Here is a 16,107-nt window from a genome sequence, read left to right as displayed (position 1 = left end):
ATGAGTGAACCCGTGCAATTTCCACTGGCAGCCGTGGTCGGTGCCGACGACCTGAAACTGGCGCTGTGCCTGACCGCCATCGACCCCAAGATTGGCGGTGTGCTGATCGAGGGGCCGCGCGGCATGGCCAAGAGTACCCTGGCCCGAGGCTTGGCCGACCTGCTCGGTGAGGGCCCGTTCGTCACCCTGCCACTGGGCGCCAGCGAAGAACGCTTGGTCGGCACCCTCGACCTGGATGCCGCACTGGGGCAGGGCAAGGCGCAGTTTTCCCCGGGGGTGCTGGCCCAGGCCGATGGCGGCGTGCTGTATGTCGATGAGGTCAACCTGCTGCCCGATACCCTGGTCGACCTGTTGCTCGACGTGGCGGCCAGTGGCACCAACCGTATCGAGCGCGACGGTATCTCGCATCGGCACAATGCCCGCTTCGTACTGATCGGCACCATGAACCCGGAGGAGGGCGAACTGCGCCCGCAGTTGCTCGACCGCTTCGGCCTCAACGTGGCCCTGGAAGGCTTGCCCGAGCCTGAGGCGCGTCAGCAGATCATTCGCCGCCGCCTGGCCTTCGACAGCGACCCGCAGGCCTTCTGCGCGCAATGGGCCGAGGCTCAGGCGCAATTGCGCGAGCGCTGCCAGGCGGCGCGTCACGCCTTGGCCGATATTGCCCTGGACGACCAAGCGCTGACCTGGATCACCGAACGCTGCTACGCCGCCGGGGTCGACGGCCTGCGCGCCGACCTGGTCTGGCTGCGCGCCGCACGCGCCCACTGCGCCTGGCGTGGAGGCGAGGCCATCGAAGAGGCCGATGTCGATGCAGTGGCCGAGTTCGCCTTGCGCCATCGCCGGCGCGTTACGCCCCAGGCCAACCCGCCTTCGGCGCCGCAGCAGCCTGAGCAACCACCCGGTCGCCAAGGCGCGGGCAACCCTGGCGCACAGGGCGGGCAGGGCGACTGGGGCGCAATGCCAGCGCAGCCGGTGGCCAGCGGCGCCCGCCGCGAGGTGCCGAACTGGGCAAAAAAGCCCTGAGCATCCCCCTGCCACCTGCCAAAGGGGCGGATGCCAAAGCAGGCGCAGGCAAGCAGTACGGGGCCAGCCGAGGCCGGGCGCACAGTGCTGCGGCCGGTCGGGTGGCCTGGCTGCCGACTCTGCTCAAGGGCCGGCCACGCCAGCGCCAGGACCTGTGCTGGCAGCAACGCCAGGCCAGGCCTGCAGAACTGTGGCTGGTAATCGTCGATGCGTCGGCCTCGACCCGCCGCCACCAGGCGCTGGCACAAACCAAAGGGCTGCTGGCAGCGCTGTTCGACCAGGCCTACCGCCAACGCGCGCGGCTGGCCCTGCTTACCGCCAGCGGGCGCACGCCGCAGTGGCAGCGCCACGGCCTGAAGGCCTCGGCCGCTTTGCAACCCTGGCTGCAAGCCTTGGGTGCCGGTGGCGGCACGCCGTTGATCGCTGCACTGGAACAAGCTCGGCACTGGTTGCAGGCGCGGCAACGGGCACACCCTGAAGAAGCATTGCGCTGCCTGGTGTTTACCGACGGTCGCCTGCAGCACTGGAATGCCGTGCAACCAATGCCGTGTGCCACTTTGCTGGTGGATATGGAACTGGCGCCGGTGCGCCTGGGCCGTGCGCAGCGTCTGGCGCAACAACTTCAGGCTGATTACCAGCACCTGCAACAGTTCAGGTTGGTGGATTGAAAAAGTATCGATGCGACGCTATGTCGCAATAAGAAAAGTTGCCAGAACAGCAACCCGGAAGTTGTACAAGTGCGTGGCGGTGCACGCACTTGGTTTGCCGGCCGATATTATTTCGGCATTGACCACGGTTGCAGGTCGTAACCTTTTTCGCACAGTTCGGCACGCACTTCCTCGATCAGGCTGGCCCACTGGGCCGGGTCGGAGTAGATGCGCGAAGACACTTGCTTGCTGCCGATGCGGGTACTGGTCCGGTCGATCACTGCCAGGCTCAGTTCACCAGTACCGTTGGGTGCATCCCAGGCTACGCACTGGAAGGGTTCGAAGGCGTGGTCGGCAATCAGCAGTGCTTCGTTGACACGGAGCGGGGCATTCATGGTTCGGTCTCTCTATGGTCCCAAACATCCAGGTGAAGTCCGCGTTGCTTCATAGTCGCCTCGGTTATCGCGAAGTGCAGCGCGGGGTTATGTGTACTGATGCTCGTTGTCCGGGTGCGAGTCACACATTGGTTGTAAAAAAATTTGCCAAGGTCGAATCCGTTCTTGCCCATGCCGCCATGTGATGTCGATAAAGTGCGAAAATTCCCGTCACGTATTGTAAAAAATTGATTCGGCAGACAGACGGTACTGGGAACCGTCAACTTCGTTGCTACTGTTAATCGGGCGCCACAACTTGCTGTTTTATTTCAAAAAACCGAAAACTGGCGCCAAGGATCGGTCATGCAGCAGCCTGCCGCCCAACGCCGTTTGCTCATCGTCGACCCCTGCGATGACTGCCACCGTTTGTTGCCTGGCTTGCGCAGCGCAGGCTGGGATGTACACAGCTGCATGCTCGGTGCCGCGCTGGATCATCCTTGCGATGTGGGCCTGCTGCGCTTGCAGGCGTCGCACCTCAGGCGCCCCGACGGGGTCAAGGACTTGATCAAGCGCAGCCACACCGAATGGATTGCAGTGCTCAGCGCCGAACAGCTGCGCATGCCGGCGGTCGGCGATTTTGTTTGTGAATGGTTCTTCGATTTCCACACCTTGCCGTTCGACGTTTCCCGCGTGCAGGTTACCCTGGGCCGCGCCTTCGGCATGGCGCGCCTGCGCGGCAAAGGGGTGGCGAGGGTGGATGAAACGAGCCACGAGCTGCTCGGCGATAGCCGCCCGATCCGCGATCTGCGCAAGCTGCTGGGCAAGCTGGCGCCTACTGAGTCGCCAGTGCTGATCTGCGGTGAGAGCGGCACCGGCAAGGAACTGGTGGCCCGTACCCTGCACCGCCAGTCGCAACGCAGCGAGCAGCCGTTCGTTGCCATCAACTGCGGGGCCATTCCCGAGCACTTGATCCAGTCGGAACTGTTTGGCCATGAGAAGGGCGCCTTCACCGGTGCTCATCAGCGCAAGGCCGGGCGCATCGAAGCGGCTCATGGTGGCACGTTGTTCCTCGACGAAATTGGTGACTTGCCGCTGGAGTTGCAGGCCAATCTGCTGCGCTTTCTGCAGGAAAAGCACATCGAGCGCGTGGGTGGCAGCCAGCCGATCCCGGTGGATGTGCGCGTTCTGGCGGCTACCCACGTGGACCTGGAAAGGGCCATCGAGCAAGGGCGCTTTCGCGAAGACCTGTATTACCGCCTGAACGTGTTGCAGGTAGTGACCGCGCCTTTGCGCGACCGGCATGGCGACCTGTCGATGCTGGCCAATCATTTTGCTCATTTCTACAGCCTGGAAACCGGGCGCAGGCCGCGCTCGTTCAGCGACCATGCCTTGGCGGCGATGGGCCGGCATGACTGGCCGGGCAATGTCCGCGAGTTGGCCAACCGGGTGCGACGCGGGCTGGTGCTGGCCGAAGGCCGGCAAATCGAGGCACAGGACCTGGGGTTGCAGACCCTCGACCAGGTACAGCAACCCCTGGGCACGCTGGAGGAGTACAAGCACCGGGCCGAGCGCCAGGCGCTGAGTGATGTGCTCAGCAGGCACAGCAACAACCTGAGCGTGGCGGCGAAGGTGCTAGGTATTTCGCGGCCGACTTTCTATCGGCTGCTGCACAAGCATCAGATGCGCTGATCCCTGTGGGAGCGGGTTCACCCGCGAACCGGGCGCCGCGGTGGATGGCACCGGCTACGCCGGTGTTCGCGGGTAAACCCGCTCCCACAGGTACTGGCGCAGTTTCTGTGGGAGCGGCTTTAGCCGCGAAAGGGCCCTTGCAAGCTAATGATCAATGCGGCCCGCGCGGAATGGTCTTCAGCAGGTCTTCCGGGCTGATATGCCCAACCACCTGGGCTACCGCGCTGCCCGGGGTCGGCAGGTCGATGATGTGGCTCTTCATCTTGCCGATCACATGCATTTCGCACGGCTTGCAGTCGAACTTCAGGGTCAACACCTCATCACCCTGGATCAGCTGCATCGGTGCCACCTTGGTGCGCACGCCGGTCACGCCCTTGGCTTGCTTGGGGCACAGGTTGAAGGAGAAGCGCAGGCAGTGCTTGGTGATCATCACCGGCACTTCGCCGTGCTCTTCATGGGCCTCGTAGGCCGCGTCGATCAGCTGCACGCCGTGGCGGTGGTAGAAGTCGCGAGCCTTCTGGTTGTACACGTTGGCCAGGAACGACAGGTGCGACTCGGGGTATACCGGCGGTGGCGTGGTCTCGGCCTTGCGCCCGCCACGCGGGTGTGCCTGAACCCGTGCAGCAGTCAATGCCTCGATGGCTTCACGGCGCAGGGCCTTGAGCTGCGAGTTGGGGACGAAGTACGCCTGCGGTGCGTCCAGCTCGATGCTGTCGGCATGGTACATGGTGGTACCCAGCTGGCCGAGCAGGTCGTGCAACTGCTCCAGCGCCTGCTGCGGCTTGTTGGCCGGGCCGAACGGGCCGTCCAGTGCCACTTGCACGCTCACGCCTTCCTCGCTGGTGACGGTCAGCGCCAGGCGTTGCTCGCGCAGTACCGCCTGCCATTGCACGCCGATGCGGCGCTCGGCCGAGGTGCGTTGCAGGGCTTGCTGCCAGTTGTGGTCGAGGTTGCGCGACAGCGGGTGGTTGGGCCGCAGCTTGTGCAGGCCTTCGGGCATTTCGTTGGGCTCGACGCGGTAACGGTAGCGCTTTTCGCCGTCTTCCTCGAACTCGCCACGCGGTTCGGCGATGTTGGCGCGGAAGCCCACCACTTCGCGTTTTACCAGCACATTGAGGCCGTCGCCGTTGGTCAGCGGTACTTCGGTGACCACCTGCATGTCACGCTTGCCGACCTTTTCCACCACGCCCACCGGCAGGCCGGTGAAGGTTGGCGAGTCGAAGGCGCCGATGTCGACCTTGCGGTCGGTGACGAAGTAGTCGGTGCTGCCGCGGTGGAAGGTCTTGTCCGGGTCGGGCACGAAGAAGTGCTCGGTGCGGCCGCTGGAGGCGCGGGCCAGCTCCGGGCGGCCTTCGAGGATGGCGTCGAGTTCCTTGCGGTAGTGGGCGGTGATGTTCTTCACATAGGCCATGTCCTTGTAGCGGCCTTCGATCTTGAACGAGCGCACGCCGGCATCGACCAGGTCAGCCAGGTTGGCGGTCTGGTTGTTGTCTTTCATCGACAGCAGGTGCTTCTCGAACGCAACCACGCGGCCCTGGTCATCCTTCAGGGTGTAGGGCAGGCGGCAGGCTTGCGAGCAGTCGCCACGGTTGGCGCTGCGGCCGGTCTGCGCATGGGAGATGTTGCACTGGCCGGAGAAGGCCACGCACAGCGCACCGTGGATGAAAAACTCGATGGCAGCGTCGGTTTCGGCGGCGATGGCGCGGATCTGCTGCAGGTTCAGCTCGCGCGCCAGCACCAGCTGGGAGAAGCCGGCCTGGTCGAGGAACCTGGCCCGTTCCAGGGTGCGGATGTCGGTCTGGGTGCTGGCGTGCAGCTCGATCGGCGGAATGTCCAGCTCCATCACCCCCAGGTCCTGCACGATCAGCGCGTCGACACCGGCGTCGTACAGCTGGTGGATCAGCTTGCGCGCGGGCTCCAGCTCGTTGTCGTGGAGAATGGTGTTGATGGTGGTGAACACGCGTGCATGGTAGCGATGGGCGAACTCGACCAGTTCGGCGATATCGCTGACTTCGTTGCAGGCGTTATGGCGCGCGCCGAAGCTCGGGCCACCGATGTAGATGGCGTCTGCGCCGTGCAGGATCGCTTCGCGGGCGATGGCCACGTCACGGGCAGGGCTGAGCAGTTCCAGGTGATTCTTTGGAAGGGACATGTCGTTATAGGTTCGGGCTGTCACGGTTTAGGCGGGCATTGTAGCGGCGAAACGGGCTGGCGGCATCATCGGGGTGCTTGTAGGAGCGGCCTTGTGTCGCGAAGGGCCGCAACGCGGCCCCGGCAATACCTGCTGCGGAGCTGAGAATCTGGGGGCGCTGCGCACCCCAATCGCGACACAAGGCCGCTCCTGCAGGATTGCGTATTGCGCGAAAATCAGCGCTTGGCAGCCATTGCGGTCACTTCCACACGCATGCCTTCGAACGCCAGTGCAGCCACACCCACGGCGGCGCGTACCGGCCATGGTTTGCTGAAGAAGCGCTGGTACACCTCGTTGAATGCCGCGCGGTCGGCCATGTCGGTGAGGTAGATGGTCAGGTGCAGCACCCGGTCCATGCCGCTGCCGGCCTTCTCCAGCGCCACTTTCAACGCCTGCAGGGTGCACTCGCTCTGCTCGACGATGCCGCCCAGCTCCAGGCTGCCATCGGCGTGGGTCGGGATCTGGGTGGTGACCAGCACGCCGTTGAATTCGGCAACGTCGGAGGAAATCGACTCGGCGTCCGGATCAGGGGTGTAGATGATGTCTGCTTGTGCCATGGTGTGTTTTGCCTTGCTACGGAAGGAAAGCGGCAAGCCTACGCGAGCCGGCCGGCCCGGTCGAGGGTGGCCGGCCGGGGTGGCGGTGTTTGAAATGCGCGGCGTTCACCGTCAGAATCGCGGCCGATTGCAAAGCAGGGGTTTACGTTGAACGAACAGACATTGTCCAGGCGCCTGGAGCGCGTGGCTGCACAAGTACCGCAAGGCGCGCGCCTGGCCGACATTGGCTCGGACCATGGCTACCTGCCGGTAGCCCTGATGCTGCGCGGCGTGCTGGACGCGGCGGTAGCGGGCGAGGTGGCGCAGACGCCGTTCGCCTCGGCCCAGCGCAACGTGCGCAGGAACGGCCTGGAAGGCCGGGTCAGCGTGCGCCTGGCCGATGGCCTGGCGGCGGTCGAGCCGGAAGATCGAATCTCGGTGGTCAGCATCTGCGGCATGGGTGGCGACACCATGTGCGAGATCCTCGAGGCCGGCAAGCAGCGCCTGGCTGGCGTCACCCGCCTGGTGCTGCAGCCCAATGGCGCCGAGCGCGAACTGCGCCAGTGGCTGGTGGGCAATGGTTACCGGATCGTCAGCGAAGAACTGCTACGGGAAAACCGCTTCGACTACGAGATCATCGTCGCCGAGCCTGGCGGGGCGGCGTACACCGCTGAACAGCTGTACTTCGGCCCGGTGCTGGTGCAGGAAAAAAGCGAGGCGTTCCTGGTCAAGTGGCGGCGCATGCTGCGGCAGAAGCAGCAGACCCTGGCCAACTTCGAGCGGGCCCGCGGTGCGGTGCCTCAGGCGAAAATCGACGACTTCAGGCAACAGGTCGGCTGGATCACCGAAGTGCTGGCCTGACTCACTGCTGCGAGCAGTTGCCCATTTCCCGGTAGTCTATTTCGTGCTTCTGGCCCTGGTGGTCGACATACACCATGTGCGCGGTGCCAACCTGGCAGTCGGCGGCGTTGCTGGCCGGGGTGATGGAGATGACCTTGGCCACATCCAGTGGCATGCCGTATTCGTAGTTGCTGCTGACCGGCTGGTTGCTGCCGGTGTCGGCAAGGGCACCGAACGACGCGAGAGCAGCGGCAACGGCAAGGACAGCGATCGAACGTTTCATGGCAGGCTCCTTTTTTCAATGTATGGCTAATGATCCATTCATTGGTCATCCACAATAAATGGGCTAACCCGTGATAGATTCCTGCCTGTAACGCAAGAATAAGACCAGACAAGGAGCACACCTTCATGGACATGCTGCATGCCATGCGTACCTTTGCCCGTGTGGTGGAATGTGGCAGCTTCGCTGCGGCCGCCAATGCCCTGGACATTTCCGCGGCGCAGGTTTCGCGCATCGTTGCCGAGCTGGAAAACCAGCTGCAGACCCGCCTGCTGCACCGCACCACGCGGCGTTTGCGCATGAGCGAGGCGGGCGAGCGGTTTCTCGAGCGCTCGCGGCAGATCCTGTTGCTGACCGAAGAGGCGGTGGGTGAGGCCCGTGGCGCGCACCTGACGCCCCGCGGCCGCCTGCGCCTGCATTGCCCGCACGGGCTGGGCCTGTTGCTGATGCCGCTGGTGGCGGGCTACAACGCATTGTGCCCGGAGGTGCTGATCGAGCTGACCCTGTCCCAGCGCAACCCGGACCCGCTGGCCGAAGGGCATGACGTGGTGATTACCGTGGACGGGGCGTTGCCGGATTCGCAGCTGATCGCCGTGCCGCTGGGCAACATCTTCAGCATCCCCTGCGCTGCGCCGAGCTACCTGGTGGCCCACGGCGTGCCAGAGCGCCCGGAAGACCTGCACCAGCACCGTTGCCTGCGCATGGCTTATCCAGTGTACGAAGGTGACTGGGTGTTCCCGCAAGGGGTGGACCAGTGTGTGATCACACCGAACGACAGTTTTTCCACCAACGTCGCCGACGCCATGCTGGTAGCCAGCGAGCTGGGCATGGGCATTGGCCTGCTGCCGTTCTATACCGCCAGCCAGGCGATCGAACAGGGGCGGTTGTGCCGGTTGCTGGCGCCGTATCGCCTGCGCGAAAGCGCCCTGTATGCGATCTACCCGTCACGGCATTACCTGGATGCCAAGGTGCGCACCTGGATCGACTACCTCAAGGAGCAGCTGCCGGCGCTGTTCGAGGGGCATGCCAGGGTGGTGGATGATTCGCGGTATTGGCGTTGAAGGACTGATCTGCTTTTTTGAGGCAACTTCTTGCACTGCCTTTACTGGCCCTATCGCCGGCAAGCCAGCTCCCACAGGTTCATCAAGTGCTCTGAGAGCGGCGCAGTACCTGTGGGAGCTGGCTTGCCGGCGATGGGCCGCACAGCGGCCCCAATATTCCAGCTGATTACAACGGGTAGTGCTTCAACTCCCGCGCAATCAGCATCCGCTGGATCTCGCTCGACCCTTCATAGATCTGCGTGATCCGCGCATCGCGGTAGTAGCGCTCTACCGGGTAATCCTCCAGGTAGCCATACCCACCGTGCACCTGGATTGCCATCGAGCACACCCGCTCGGCCATTTCCGAGGCGAACAGCTTGGCCTGGGAAGCCTCCGACAGGCATGGTTTGCCGGCGCTGCGCAGGCGTGCGGCATGCAGGATCAGCAGGCGAGCGGCATTGACCTGCACCTGCATGTCGGCCAGCAGGTTGGCGATGCTCTGGTGCTCGTTGATCGGCTTGCCGAACTGTACCCGATCACGCGAGTAGGCCAACGCTGCCTCGAACGCGGCGCGTGCGATGCCCAGCGCCTGGGCAGCAATGCCGATACGGCCGCCCTCGAGGTTGGACAGGGCGATGGCCAGGCCCTTGCCACGCTCACCGAGGATGTTGGCGGCCGGGATGCGGCAGTTGTCGAAGGTGACCGCGCAGGTGTCGGAGGCGCGGATGCCCATCTTGTGCTCGCTGCGATCGACCTTGAAGCCCGGGTTGTCGGTGGGCACCAGGAACGCTGACAGGCCCTTTTTGCCCAGTTCCGGGTCGGTCACCGCGAAGACAATGGCCAGGCCGGCGCGGCGAGCGTTGCTGACAAACTGCTTGGCGCCGTTGATTACCCACTGACCATCCACCAGCTCGGCGCGGGTGCGCAGGTTGTGCGCCTCGGAACCGGCCTGTGGCTCGGTCAGGCAGAAGCAGCCGATCACCTCACCGGTGGCCAGGCGTGGCAGCCACTGCTGTTGCTGTTCGGCCGTGCCGTAGGCCAGCAGCGGGCCGCAGCCCACCGAGTTGTGGATGCTCATCATGGCTCCGGTGGCGCCGCAACCGGCGGCGATCTCTTCCACCGCCAGGGCGTAGGCGACGTAGTCGGTGTAGCTGCCGCCGAAGTCTTCCGGCACCACCATGCCCAGCAGGCCCAGTTCGCCCATCTTGCGCACCACGCCATCGTCGATCCAGCCGGCCTTTTCCCAGGCCTGGGCATGCGGGGCGATCTCGCCACGGGCAAAGTCCCGTGCCATGTCGCGGATCATGATCTGTTCTTCGCTCAGTTCCAGGTCTTGCATCTGTGTACTCCCGGGCTCACAGGCCTTCGAAGAATTGGTCGACCCGCTGGCGTTGCAGTGCGGCCAGGGTCGGCGGGTTCCAGCGTGGCTGCTTGTCCTTGTCGATGATTAGCGCGCGCACGCCTTCGATGATGTCGCCGTGCTGGAACCACTGGCGGTCCAGGTGCAGCTCCATGGCAAAGCAGTCGTCAAGGCCCAGCTGGCGACCACGGCGCAGCATTTCCAGAGTAACCGCCATGGCCAGCGGCGAACGGCTTTCCAGCTGGTCGGCGGTGGCCACAGCCCAGGCGTGGCTGTCGCCGATGCTTACCGCACGCAGTTGCTCGACAATGGCGGGCACGTCGGGCAGGGCGAAGTAGTGGTCGATGACCGGGCGCAGTTTTTCCAGTGGCGCATTGTCGAGCACCTGGGTGCCGAGCCTGGCCAGCAGGTTCTGCAGGTCCTTGAGTGGGTGGTCGCCAAAGCGCAGCTGGTCCAGGCCCTGGTCGAGGGCTGCCAGCTGGTCGCTGGCCAGGTACCAGTCGGCCAGGCCGCAGTACAGCGCATCGGCGGCGTGGATCTGGGTGCCGCTGACGCCCAGGTAGATGCCCAGCTCGCCAGGGATGCGCGACAGGAAGTAGCTGCCACCCACATCCGGGAAGTAGCCGATGCCCACTTCGGGCATGCCCAGGCGGCTGCGTTCGGTAACCACGCGCAGGTCGCAGCCCTGGGCCAGGCCCATGCCGCCACCGAGGGTGAAGCCATCCATCAGCACCAGTATCGGCTTGCGGTAGCGGTGGATAGCGAGGTCAAGGGCGTACTCCTCGACGAAGAAGGTTTCATGCAGCGTTTCGCCGGCCTTGAAGCTGTCGTGCAGCGAGCGGATATCACCACCGGCGCAGAAACCCTTGGGACCCTCGCCACGCAGCACCACGGCATGTACGTGGGGGTCTTCGGCCCACAGGTCGAGGTGCTGGCGCAGGCTGCGGACCATGTCCAGAGTCAGGGCATTGAGGCCGGCGGGGCGGTTCAGGGTCAGATGGCCGATCTGGTTGCGGACCTCGGCCAGCACATTGTCGGTTGCCGAGATATGAGCGTGCGCAGTCATTGCGTTCTCCCTGCTTTGTTATTGATTTTCCAAGTGAAGTCTGGAGTTCGCTGGAGGATCGCAGGATCCTGTCATGCGAATTTGCCTTGCACAATCGACAAATCTGCAGGGGGATTCTGCATTTTTGTCTTGTGTGGCGATAACGCCACTCTAGCAAGGTTTCAGGTTGGCCGGGCTGGCCCTATCGCCGGCAAGCCAGCTCCCACAGGTACCGCACAACTTTCAAGGCCTGCGCTGTACCTGTGGGAGCTGGTTTGCCGGCGATAGGGCCATGAGCGAAAGCGCATATGCTGAATCGTTACCCTGACCGTAACGATCAGTGCCTGAGCTTGATTGATGCGCAACCACCCCAGCCCTAAGGTGACTCCACGACAGCGAACCCGTGGAGTCACCATGACAACAACCAAGAATCCACCGCCGCAATGGTCGCGGCGGCGCGCCGAAAAGCAGCGTCGCCTTGACCGGGTCCGTCACCTCGCCGACGGCGTGGTGCTGCCCACCGAGCGTATCGTTGAAGCCCTGGAACTGCTGCTGGCGCCCGGCGACCGGGTAGTGCTCGAAGGCAACAACCAGAAGCAGGCCGACTTCCTCTCGCGCGCGCTGGCCAAGGTCGACCCTGAGCGCCTGCACGACCTGCACATGATCATGCCCAGCGTCAGCCGCGCCGAGCACCTGGACCTGTTCGAACGTGGTATCGCCCGCAAGCTCGACTTCTCCTTCGCCGGCCCGCAGAGCCTGCGCATTGGCCAGCTGCTGGAAGACGGCCTGCTCGAAGTCGGTGCCATCCACACCTACATCGAGCTGTACTCGCGGCTGCTGGTCGACCTGATTCCCAACGTTACCCTGGTGGCAGGCTTCATGGCCGACCGCGATGGCAACCTCTACACCGGCCCCAGCACCGAAGACACCCCGGCGCTGGTGGAGCCGGCCGCTTTCAGCGACGGCATCGTCATCGCCCAGGTCAACCAGCTGGTGGACCGCGTTGATGACTTGCCAAGGGTCGATATCCCGGCATCCTGGGTCGATTTCGTGGTGGTTGCAGACCAGCCTTTCTATATAGAGCCGCTGTTCACCCGCGACCCGCGCCATATCAAGCCGGTGCACGTGCTGATGGCGATGATGGCCATTCGCGGCATCTACGAAAAGCACCAGGTACAGTCGCTGAACCATGGCATAGGCTTCAACACCGCCGCCATCGAGCTGATCCTGCCTACCTATGGCGAGTCGCTGGGCCTGAAGGGCAAGATCTGCCGCAACTGGACACTCAACCCGCACCCGACGCTGATCCCGGCCATAGAGACTGGCTGGGTGGAAAGCGTGCACTGCTTCGGCACCGAGCTGGGCATGGAAGACTACATCGCCCAGCGCCCAGACGTGTTCTTCACCGGCCGTGACGGTTCACTGCGTTCCAACCGCATGATGTGCCAGCTGGCCGGGCAGTACGCCGTCGACCTGTTCATCGGCGCCACCCTGCAGGTGGATGGCGATGGTCATTCCTCGACCGTGACCCGCGGCCGCCTGGCTGGCTTCGGTGGAGCGCCGAACATGGGCCACGACCCCCGTGGCCGGCGCCACGCGACCCCGGCCTGGCTGGACATGACCGTGCCGGAAACCCTGCTCGAGCGCGGTCGCAAGCTGGTGGTGCAGATGGTCGAGACCTACCAGGAAGGCGGCAAGCCCACCTTCGTGGAAACCCTCGATGCCGTGGAGGTGGCCAGGAAAGCCGGCATGCCGCTGGCGCCGGTGATGATCTATGGCGACGACGTCACTCACCTGCTGACCGAGGAGGGCATTGCCTACCTGTACAAAGCCCGCAGCCTGGAAGAACGCCAGCAGATGATCGCCGCCGTGGCCGGGGTTACCGCCATCGGCCTGCGGCACGACCCCAGGGACACCTTGCGCCTGCGCCAGCAAGGCCTGGTCGCCTTGCCCGAGGACCTCGGCATCCGCCGCACCGACGCCAGCCGCGAATTGCTGGCTGCGCGCAGCATCGCCGACCTGGTCGAATGGTCCGGCGGCCTCTACAACCCGCCTGCACGGTTCAGGAGCTGGTGATGAAAGCACTCGACTTGCAACCGCATGAGCTTCTTCGCGGGCACGCCCGCTCCCACAGGAAAAGTGATGCACTCGACATTTGCACCATCCCTGTGGGAGCGGGCATGCCCGCGAAGAGGCCTGACGCCGAGCCCAAACCAGGCGCGGTCCCTGTGGGAGCGGGTTTACCCGCGAAGAGGTCTGACGCCGAGCCCAGACCAGACGCGGTCCCTGTGGGAGCGGGTTTACCCGCGAAGAGGCCAGCACAGGCAACCGAATTACCCCTGGCCGACCACCTGGCCGACCTAGCCGTGGAAGCGTTGATCGACGAAGCCGACCTGTCCCCCAAACCCGGCCTGGTCGACCGACGTGGCAACGGCGCCCATCCCGACATGTCTCTGGCCCTGATGCACGCCTCGGCCCTGGCCTTGTGGCCATGTCTGCGGCAGATGGCCGAAGCCGCCCTGACCACCGGCGCAATCAGCCCCCCCTTGCGCGCCACACTGGGGCAGCTCGGCCGCGAAGGCGAAGTGGCGATGCTGGCAGCCACCGGCGGGGTCAACACTCACCGTGGCGCAATCTGGGCCCTCGGCCTGCTGGTAGCATCCAAGGCCCTCGACCCCCAGGCGCAAGCCCCCACCTTGGCCGCCCGCGCCGGGCGCATCGCACTGCTTGATGACCCGGCCATGCCCCCGCAAGACAGCCACGGCCTGCAAGTATGCCGCCGCTACGGCACTGGCGGTGCCCGCGAGCAGGCGCAACAAGGTTTCCCAGCGGTTATCGCTCACGGCCTGCCGCAACTGCAGCGCAGCCGCGCCGCTGGAGCCAGCGAGCCGCACGCCCGGCTCGACGCGCTGCTGGCGATCATGGCCGTGCTCAACGATACCTGCGTGCTCTGGCGCAGCGGCCCGACCGGGCTGGCTGCCGTCCAGCACGGCGCCCGTAGCGTGCTGAGCGACGGCGGCAGCGCCACGCTGGCCGGGCGCCGGCAGCTGCGCCGGCTGGATCAGCATCTGCTGCACCTGAATGCCTCACCGGGCGGCGCCGCCGATCTGCTGGCCGCCTGCCTGTTCCTCGACAAAGCCGGGAGCCTGTGACATGGAAACCCTGACCTTTCAATTCCCCGCCGCTGCACCTGGGCGTGGCCGCACGCTGGTGGGCTGTGTCAGCTCCGGCGACCTTGAGGTGCTGATCGAGCCTGGCACCGCCGGCAGCTTGCAAATCCAGGTAGTGACTTCGGTCAACGGCAGCGCTGCCCGCTGGGCGCAGCTGTTCCAGCGCCTGTTCGAGGGCCGCAGCTGGCCGGCCATGAATATCGACATTCATGATTTCGGCGCCACCCCAGGCGTGGTGCGCCTGCGTCTGGAGCAAGGCTTCGAGGAGATCGCCCATGACTGATACCGCACGCTTGCTGCACAGCCGCAGCTTTGTCGAACTGGGCGCCCGCCAGCGCGCCCGCGCCATGCTCGACCCGGGCAGCTTCCGTGAACTGCTGGGCCCGTTCGACCGGCTGATGTCACCCTGGCTGCCGCGCCAGGGCATCGTGCCCCAGGCCGATGATGGCGTGGTCATCGCCAAGGGCCTGCTGAGCGGGCGCAACGCTGTGGTTGCCGCCATCGAAGGCGGTTTCCAGGGCGGCAGCATGGGCGAGGTGGGTGGTGCCAAGATCGCCGGTGCGCTGGAACTGGCGATCGAAGACAACCGCAACGGCATCCCCACCTGCGCCGTGCTGCTGCTGGAAACCGGCGGTGTACGCCTGCAGGAAGCCAACCTGGGCCTGGCGGCGATTGCCGAAATACAGGCGGCGATTGTCGAGCTGCGCGCCTGGCAGCCGGTGGTCGGCCTGGTCGCAGGTTCGGTCGGCTGTTTCGGCGGCATGTCCATCGCCGCCGGCCTGTGCAGCCACTTGCTGGTCACCCGCGAAGCCCGCCTGGGCCTCAACGGCCCGCAGGTGATCGAGCAGGAAGCGGGCATCGGTGAATACGACGCCAAGGACCGCCCCTTCATCTGGAGCTTGACCGGCGGCGAGCAGCGCCACGCCAGCGGCCTGGTCGATGCCTATGTGGCCGATGACATCGAGGCGTTGCGCGAACGCTTGCTGCAATTGCTCGACGAGCCTTCAAGGGATCGCGCCGGTCAACACGCCTGGTTCCTCGAACGCCTGGCCCGGCTGGGCGATGGCTGCCCGCAACTGGATGCCGCTGCCGTGCGTGACCTTTACCAAGGAGAAGCCAAATGAACCGTGCCTTGAACTGGCTGCCGGGCCTGGCCGGCGGGCAAGCCTTGCCCGGCTACCCCGCGTCGTTGCGGGTAATCGATGGCGAACTGGACAACCGCCTGGCGCGCTTCATTGCCGTGGTGCCGGACGCCGACAACCCGTTCCCCCGGGCGCGCTCTGGCGAAGTCGGCCTGCTGGAAGGCTGGGGCCTGGCCAAGGCCGTGAGCGAAGCGGTCGAGGCTGACCGCCACGGTCAGAAGCGCGCCATCGTCGCGGTGATCGACGTGCCCAGCCAGGCCTATGGCCGCCGTGAGGAGGCATTGGGGATTCACCAGGCTTTGGCCGCTGCGGTGCAGGCCTATGCCCAGGCGCGGCTGGCCGGGCACCCGGTGATCGGCCTGCTGGTCGGCAAGGCCATGTCTGGTGCCTTCCTGGCCCACGGTTACCAGGCCCAGCGCCTGATCGCCCTGGACGATGCCGGGGTCATGGTGCACGCCATGGGCAAGGCGGCGGCGGCACGCATCACCCTGCGCAGCGTCGAGCAACTGGAAGCCCTGGCCGCCGAGGTGCCGCCAATGGCCTACGACCTGGCCAGCTACGCCTCGCTGGGTCTGCTGTGGCGTCGCCTGACGGTGGACAACGCCGAGATGCCGAGCAGTGCCGACATCGCCCAGGTACGTGCCTGCCTGGCTGATGCGGTGCGCGACATCGGCAGCTCGAGCGACCTGTCGTCGCGGCTGGCGGGCGAAAACCGCAGCGCCTCGCGCCAGGTGCGCGAACAGCTGCGCCGCCAGTGGCAGGGCGCTTGA

16 protein-coding genes are annotated in these 16,107 nt (G+C 65.2%); 10 read left to right on the top strand and 6 right to left on the bottom strand.

The window, feature by feature from the left end; genetic code table 11:
* Positions 1 to 1,023, top strand: coding sequence for an ATP-binding protein (locus R9B85_RS01285; RefSeq protein ID WP_423770749.1), 1,023 nt, complete (start codon positions 1 to 3; stop codon positions 1,021 to 1,023).
* Between the two features lie 101 nt (positions 1,024 to 1,124).
* The gene (locus R9B85_RS01280; RefSeq protein WP_137164793.1) at positions 1,125 to 1,691 is read left to right on the top strand and encodes a VWA domain-containing protein; all 567 of its coding nucleotides are present in this window, start codon (positions 1,125 to 1,127) and stop codon (positions 1,689 to 1,691) included.
* A 107-nt stretch (positions 1,692 to 1,798) separates the two neighbouring features.
* On the opposite strand, the gene R9B85_RS01275 is transcribed toward R9B85_RS01280, so the two are convergent.
* The gene (locus tag R9B85_RS01275; RefSeq protein WP_013972506.1) at positions 1,799 to 2,065 is read right to left on the bottom strand and encodes a hypothetical protein; all 267 of its coding nucleotides are present in this window, start codon (positions 2,063 to 2,065) and stop codon (positions 1,799 to 1,801) included.
* Positions 2,066 to 2,407: 342 nt separating this feature from the next.
* On the opposite strand from R9B85_RS01275, the gene R9B85_RS01270 reads away from it, so the two are divergent.
* Positions 2,408 to 3,733: a sigma-54 dependent transcriptional regulator gene (locus tag R9B85_RS01270; protein WP_112254057.1), complete on the top strand. Its 1,326-nt coding sequence runs from the start codon at positions 2,408 to 2,410 to the stop codon at positions 3,731 to 3,733.
* A 151-nt stretch (positions 3,734 to 3,884) separates the two neighbouring features.
* On the opposite strand, the gene R9B85_RS01265 is transcribed toward R9B85_RS01270, so the two are convergent.
* A complete protein-coding gene (locus tag R9B85_RS01265) occupies positions 3,885 to 5,885 on the bottom strand; it encodes a peptidase U32 family protein (RefSeq protein WP_112254056.1) in 2,001 nt (666 codons plus the stop codon).
* 215 nt (positions 5,886 to 6,100) lie between these two features.
* The gene (locus R9B85_RS01260) at positions 6,101 to 6,481 is read right to left on the bottom strand and encodes a RidA family protein (RefSeq protein ID WP_112254055.1); all 381 of its coding nucleotides are present in this window, start codon (positions 6,479 to 6,481) and stop codon (positions 6,101 to 6,103) included.
* 147 nt (positions 6,482 to 6,628) lie between these two features.
* Between R9B85_RS01260 and R9B85_RS01255 the strand changes: the two genes are divergently transcribed.
* On the top strand, positions 6,629 to 7,321 hold the full coding sequence (locus tag R9B85_RS01255) for a tRNA (adenine(22)-N(1))-methyltransferase (protein ID WP_252379214.1): 693 nt from the start codon (positions 6,629 to 6,631) through the stop codon (positions 7,319 to 7,321).
* A 1-nt stretch (position 7,322) separates the two neighbouring features.
* Here R9B85_RS01255 and R9B85_RS01250 read toward each other — a convergent pair whose 3' ends face one another.
* Positions 7,323 to 7,583 (bottom strand): DUF2790 domain-containing protein, encoded by a 261-nt coding sequence (locus R9B85_RS01250; protein ID WP_252379213.1) that lies wholly within the window; start codon positions 7,581 to 7,583, stop codon positions 7,323 to 7,325.
* A 125-nt stretch (positions 7,584 to 7,708) separates the two neighbouring features.
* On the opposite strand from R9B85_RS01250, the gene R9B85_RS01245 reads away from it, so the two are divergent.
* Positions 7,709 to 8,641, top strand: coding sequence for a LysR family transcriptional regulator (locus R9B85_RS01245; protein ID WP_215521329.1), 933 nt, complete (start codon positions 7,709 to 7,711; stop codon positions 8,639 to 8,641).
* Between the two features lie 166 nt (positions 8,642 to 8,807).
* On the opposite strand, the gene R9B85_RS01240 is transcribed toward R9B85_RS01245, so the two are convergent.
* Positions 8,808 to 9,959, bottom strand: a complete 1,152-nt coding sequence (locus R9B85_RS01240) for an acyl-CoA dehydrogenase family protein (protein WP_003258582.1) — start codon at positions 9,957 to 9,959, stop codon at positions 8,808 to 8,810.
* A gap of 16 nt (positions 9,960 to 9,975) precedes the next feature.
* Positions 9,976 to 11,046 carry an enoyl-CoA hydratase/isomerase family protein gene (locus R9B85_RS01235; protein ID WP_313855189.1) on the bottom strand — a complete coding sequence of 357 codons (1,071 nt, stop codon included), beginning with the start codon at positions 11,044 to 11,046 and terminating at the stop codon, positions 9,976 to 9,978.
* Positions 11,047 to 11,439: 393 nt separating this feature from the next.
* On the opposite strand from R9B85_RS01235, the gene mdcA reads away from it, so the two are divergent.
* The 5 genes from mdcA to mdcE all read left to right on the top strand — a co-directional run bounded on the left by mdcA (position 11,440) and on the right by mdcE (position 16,107).
* Positions 11,440 to 13,101 carry a malonate decarboxylase subunit alpha gene (gene mdcA, locus R9B85_RS01230; protein WP_313855187.1) on the top strand — a complete coding sequence of 554 codons (1,662 nt, stop codon included), beginning with the start codon at positions 11,440 to 11,442 and terminating at the stop codon, positions 13,099 to 13,101.
* A gap of 212 nt (positions 13,102 to 13,313) precedes the next feature.
* The gene (locus tag R9B85_RS01225; RefSeq protein ID WP_423770748.1) at positions 13,314 to 14,177 is read left to right on the top strand and encodes a triphosphoribosyl-dephospho-CoA synthase; all 864 of its coding nucleotides are present in this window, start codon (positions 13,314 to 13,316) and stop codon (positions 14,175 to 14,177) included.
* Between the two features lies 1 nt (position 14,178).
* Entirely contained in the window at positions 14,179 to 14,478 is a 300-nt protein-coding gene (locus R9B85_RS01220; protein WP_112254048.1) for a malonate decarboxylase subunit delta, read from the top strand.
* Positions 14,471 to 15,319, top strand: coding sequence for a biotin-independent malonate decarboxylase subunit beta (locus R9B85_RS01215; protein ID WP_423770747.1), 849 nt, complete (start codon positions 14,471 to 14,473; stop codon positions 15,317 to 15,319). Before R9B85_RS01220 ends, R9B85_RS01215 begins: the two co-directional genes overlap by 8 nt.
* Positions 15,316 to 16,107, top strand: coding sequence for a biotin-independent malonate decarboxylase subunit gamma (gene mdcE / locus R9B85_RS01210; RefSeq protein WP_207879563.1), 792 nt, complete (start codon positions 15,316 to 15,318; stop codon positions 16,105 to 16,107). Before R9B85_RS01215 ends, mdcE begins: the two co-directional genes overlap by 4 nt.

The sequence above is a fragment of the Pseudomonas sp. NLJ1 genome (assembly GCF_049486705.1).
Classification (GTDB): domain Bacteria; phylum Pseudomonadota; class Gammaproteobacteria; order Pseudomonadales; family Pseudomonadaceae; genus Aquipseudomonas; species Aquipseudomonas inefficax.
The sequence above is the reverse complement of the archived record's forward strand: the minus strand, read 5'-3'. Positions and strand labels throughout refer to the sequence as shown.

Coding starts and splice junctions, on each gene's coding strand:
- R9B85_RS01285 (WP_423770749.1), top strand. CDS start 1: ATGAGTGAACCCGTGCAATTTCCACTGGCAGCCGTGGTCGGTGCCGAC.
- R9B85_RS01275 (WP_013972506.1), bottom strand. CDS start 2,065: ATGAATGCCCCGCTCCGTGTCAACGAAGCACTGCTGATTGCCGACCAC.
- R9B85_RS01270 (WP_112254057.1), top strand. CDS start 2,408: ATGCAGCAGCCTGCCGCCCAACGCCGTTTGCTCATCGTCGACCCCTGC.
- R9B85_RS01265 (WP_112254056.1), bottom strand. CDS start 5,885: ATGTCCCTTCCAAAGAATCACCTGGAACTGCTCAGCCCTGCCCGTGAC.
- R9B85_RS01260 (WP_112254055.1), bottom strand. CDS start 6,481: ATGGCACAAGCAGACATCATCTACACCCCTGATCCGGACGCCGAGTCG.
- R9B85_RS01250 (WP_252379213.1), bottom strand. CDS start 7,583: ATGAAACGTTCGATCGCTGTCCTTGCCGTTGCCGCTGCTCTCGCGTCG.
- R9B85_RS01245 (WP_215521329.1), top strand. CDS start 7,709: ATGGACATGCTGCATGCCATGCGTACCTTTGCCCGTGTGGTGGAATGT.
- R9B85_RS01240 (WP_003258582.1), bottom strand. CDS start 9,959: ATGCAAGACCTGGAACTGAGCGAAGAACAGATCATGATCCGCGACATG.
- R9B85_RS01235 (WP_313855189.1), bottom strand. CDS start 11,046: ATGACTGCGCACGCTCATATCTCGGCAACCGACAATGTGCTGGCCGAG.
- mdcA (WP_313855187.1), top strand. CDS start 11,440: ATGACAACAACCAAGAATCCACCGCCGCAATGGTCGCGGCGGCGCGCC.
- R9B85_RS01220 (WP_112254048.1), top strand. CDS start 14,179: ATGGAAACCCTGACCTTTCAATTCCCCGCCGCTGCACCTGGGCGTGGC.
- R9B85_RS01215 (WP_423770747.1), top strand. CDS start 14,471: ATGACTGATACCGCACGCTTGCTGCACAGCCGCAGCTTTGTCGAACTG.
- mdcE (WP_207879563.1), top strand. CDS start 15,316: ATGAACCGTGCCTTGAACTGGCTGCCGGGCCTGGCCGGCGGGCAAGCC.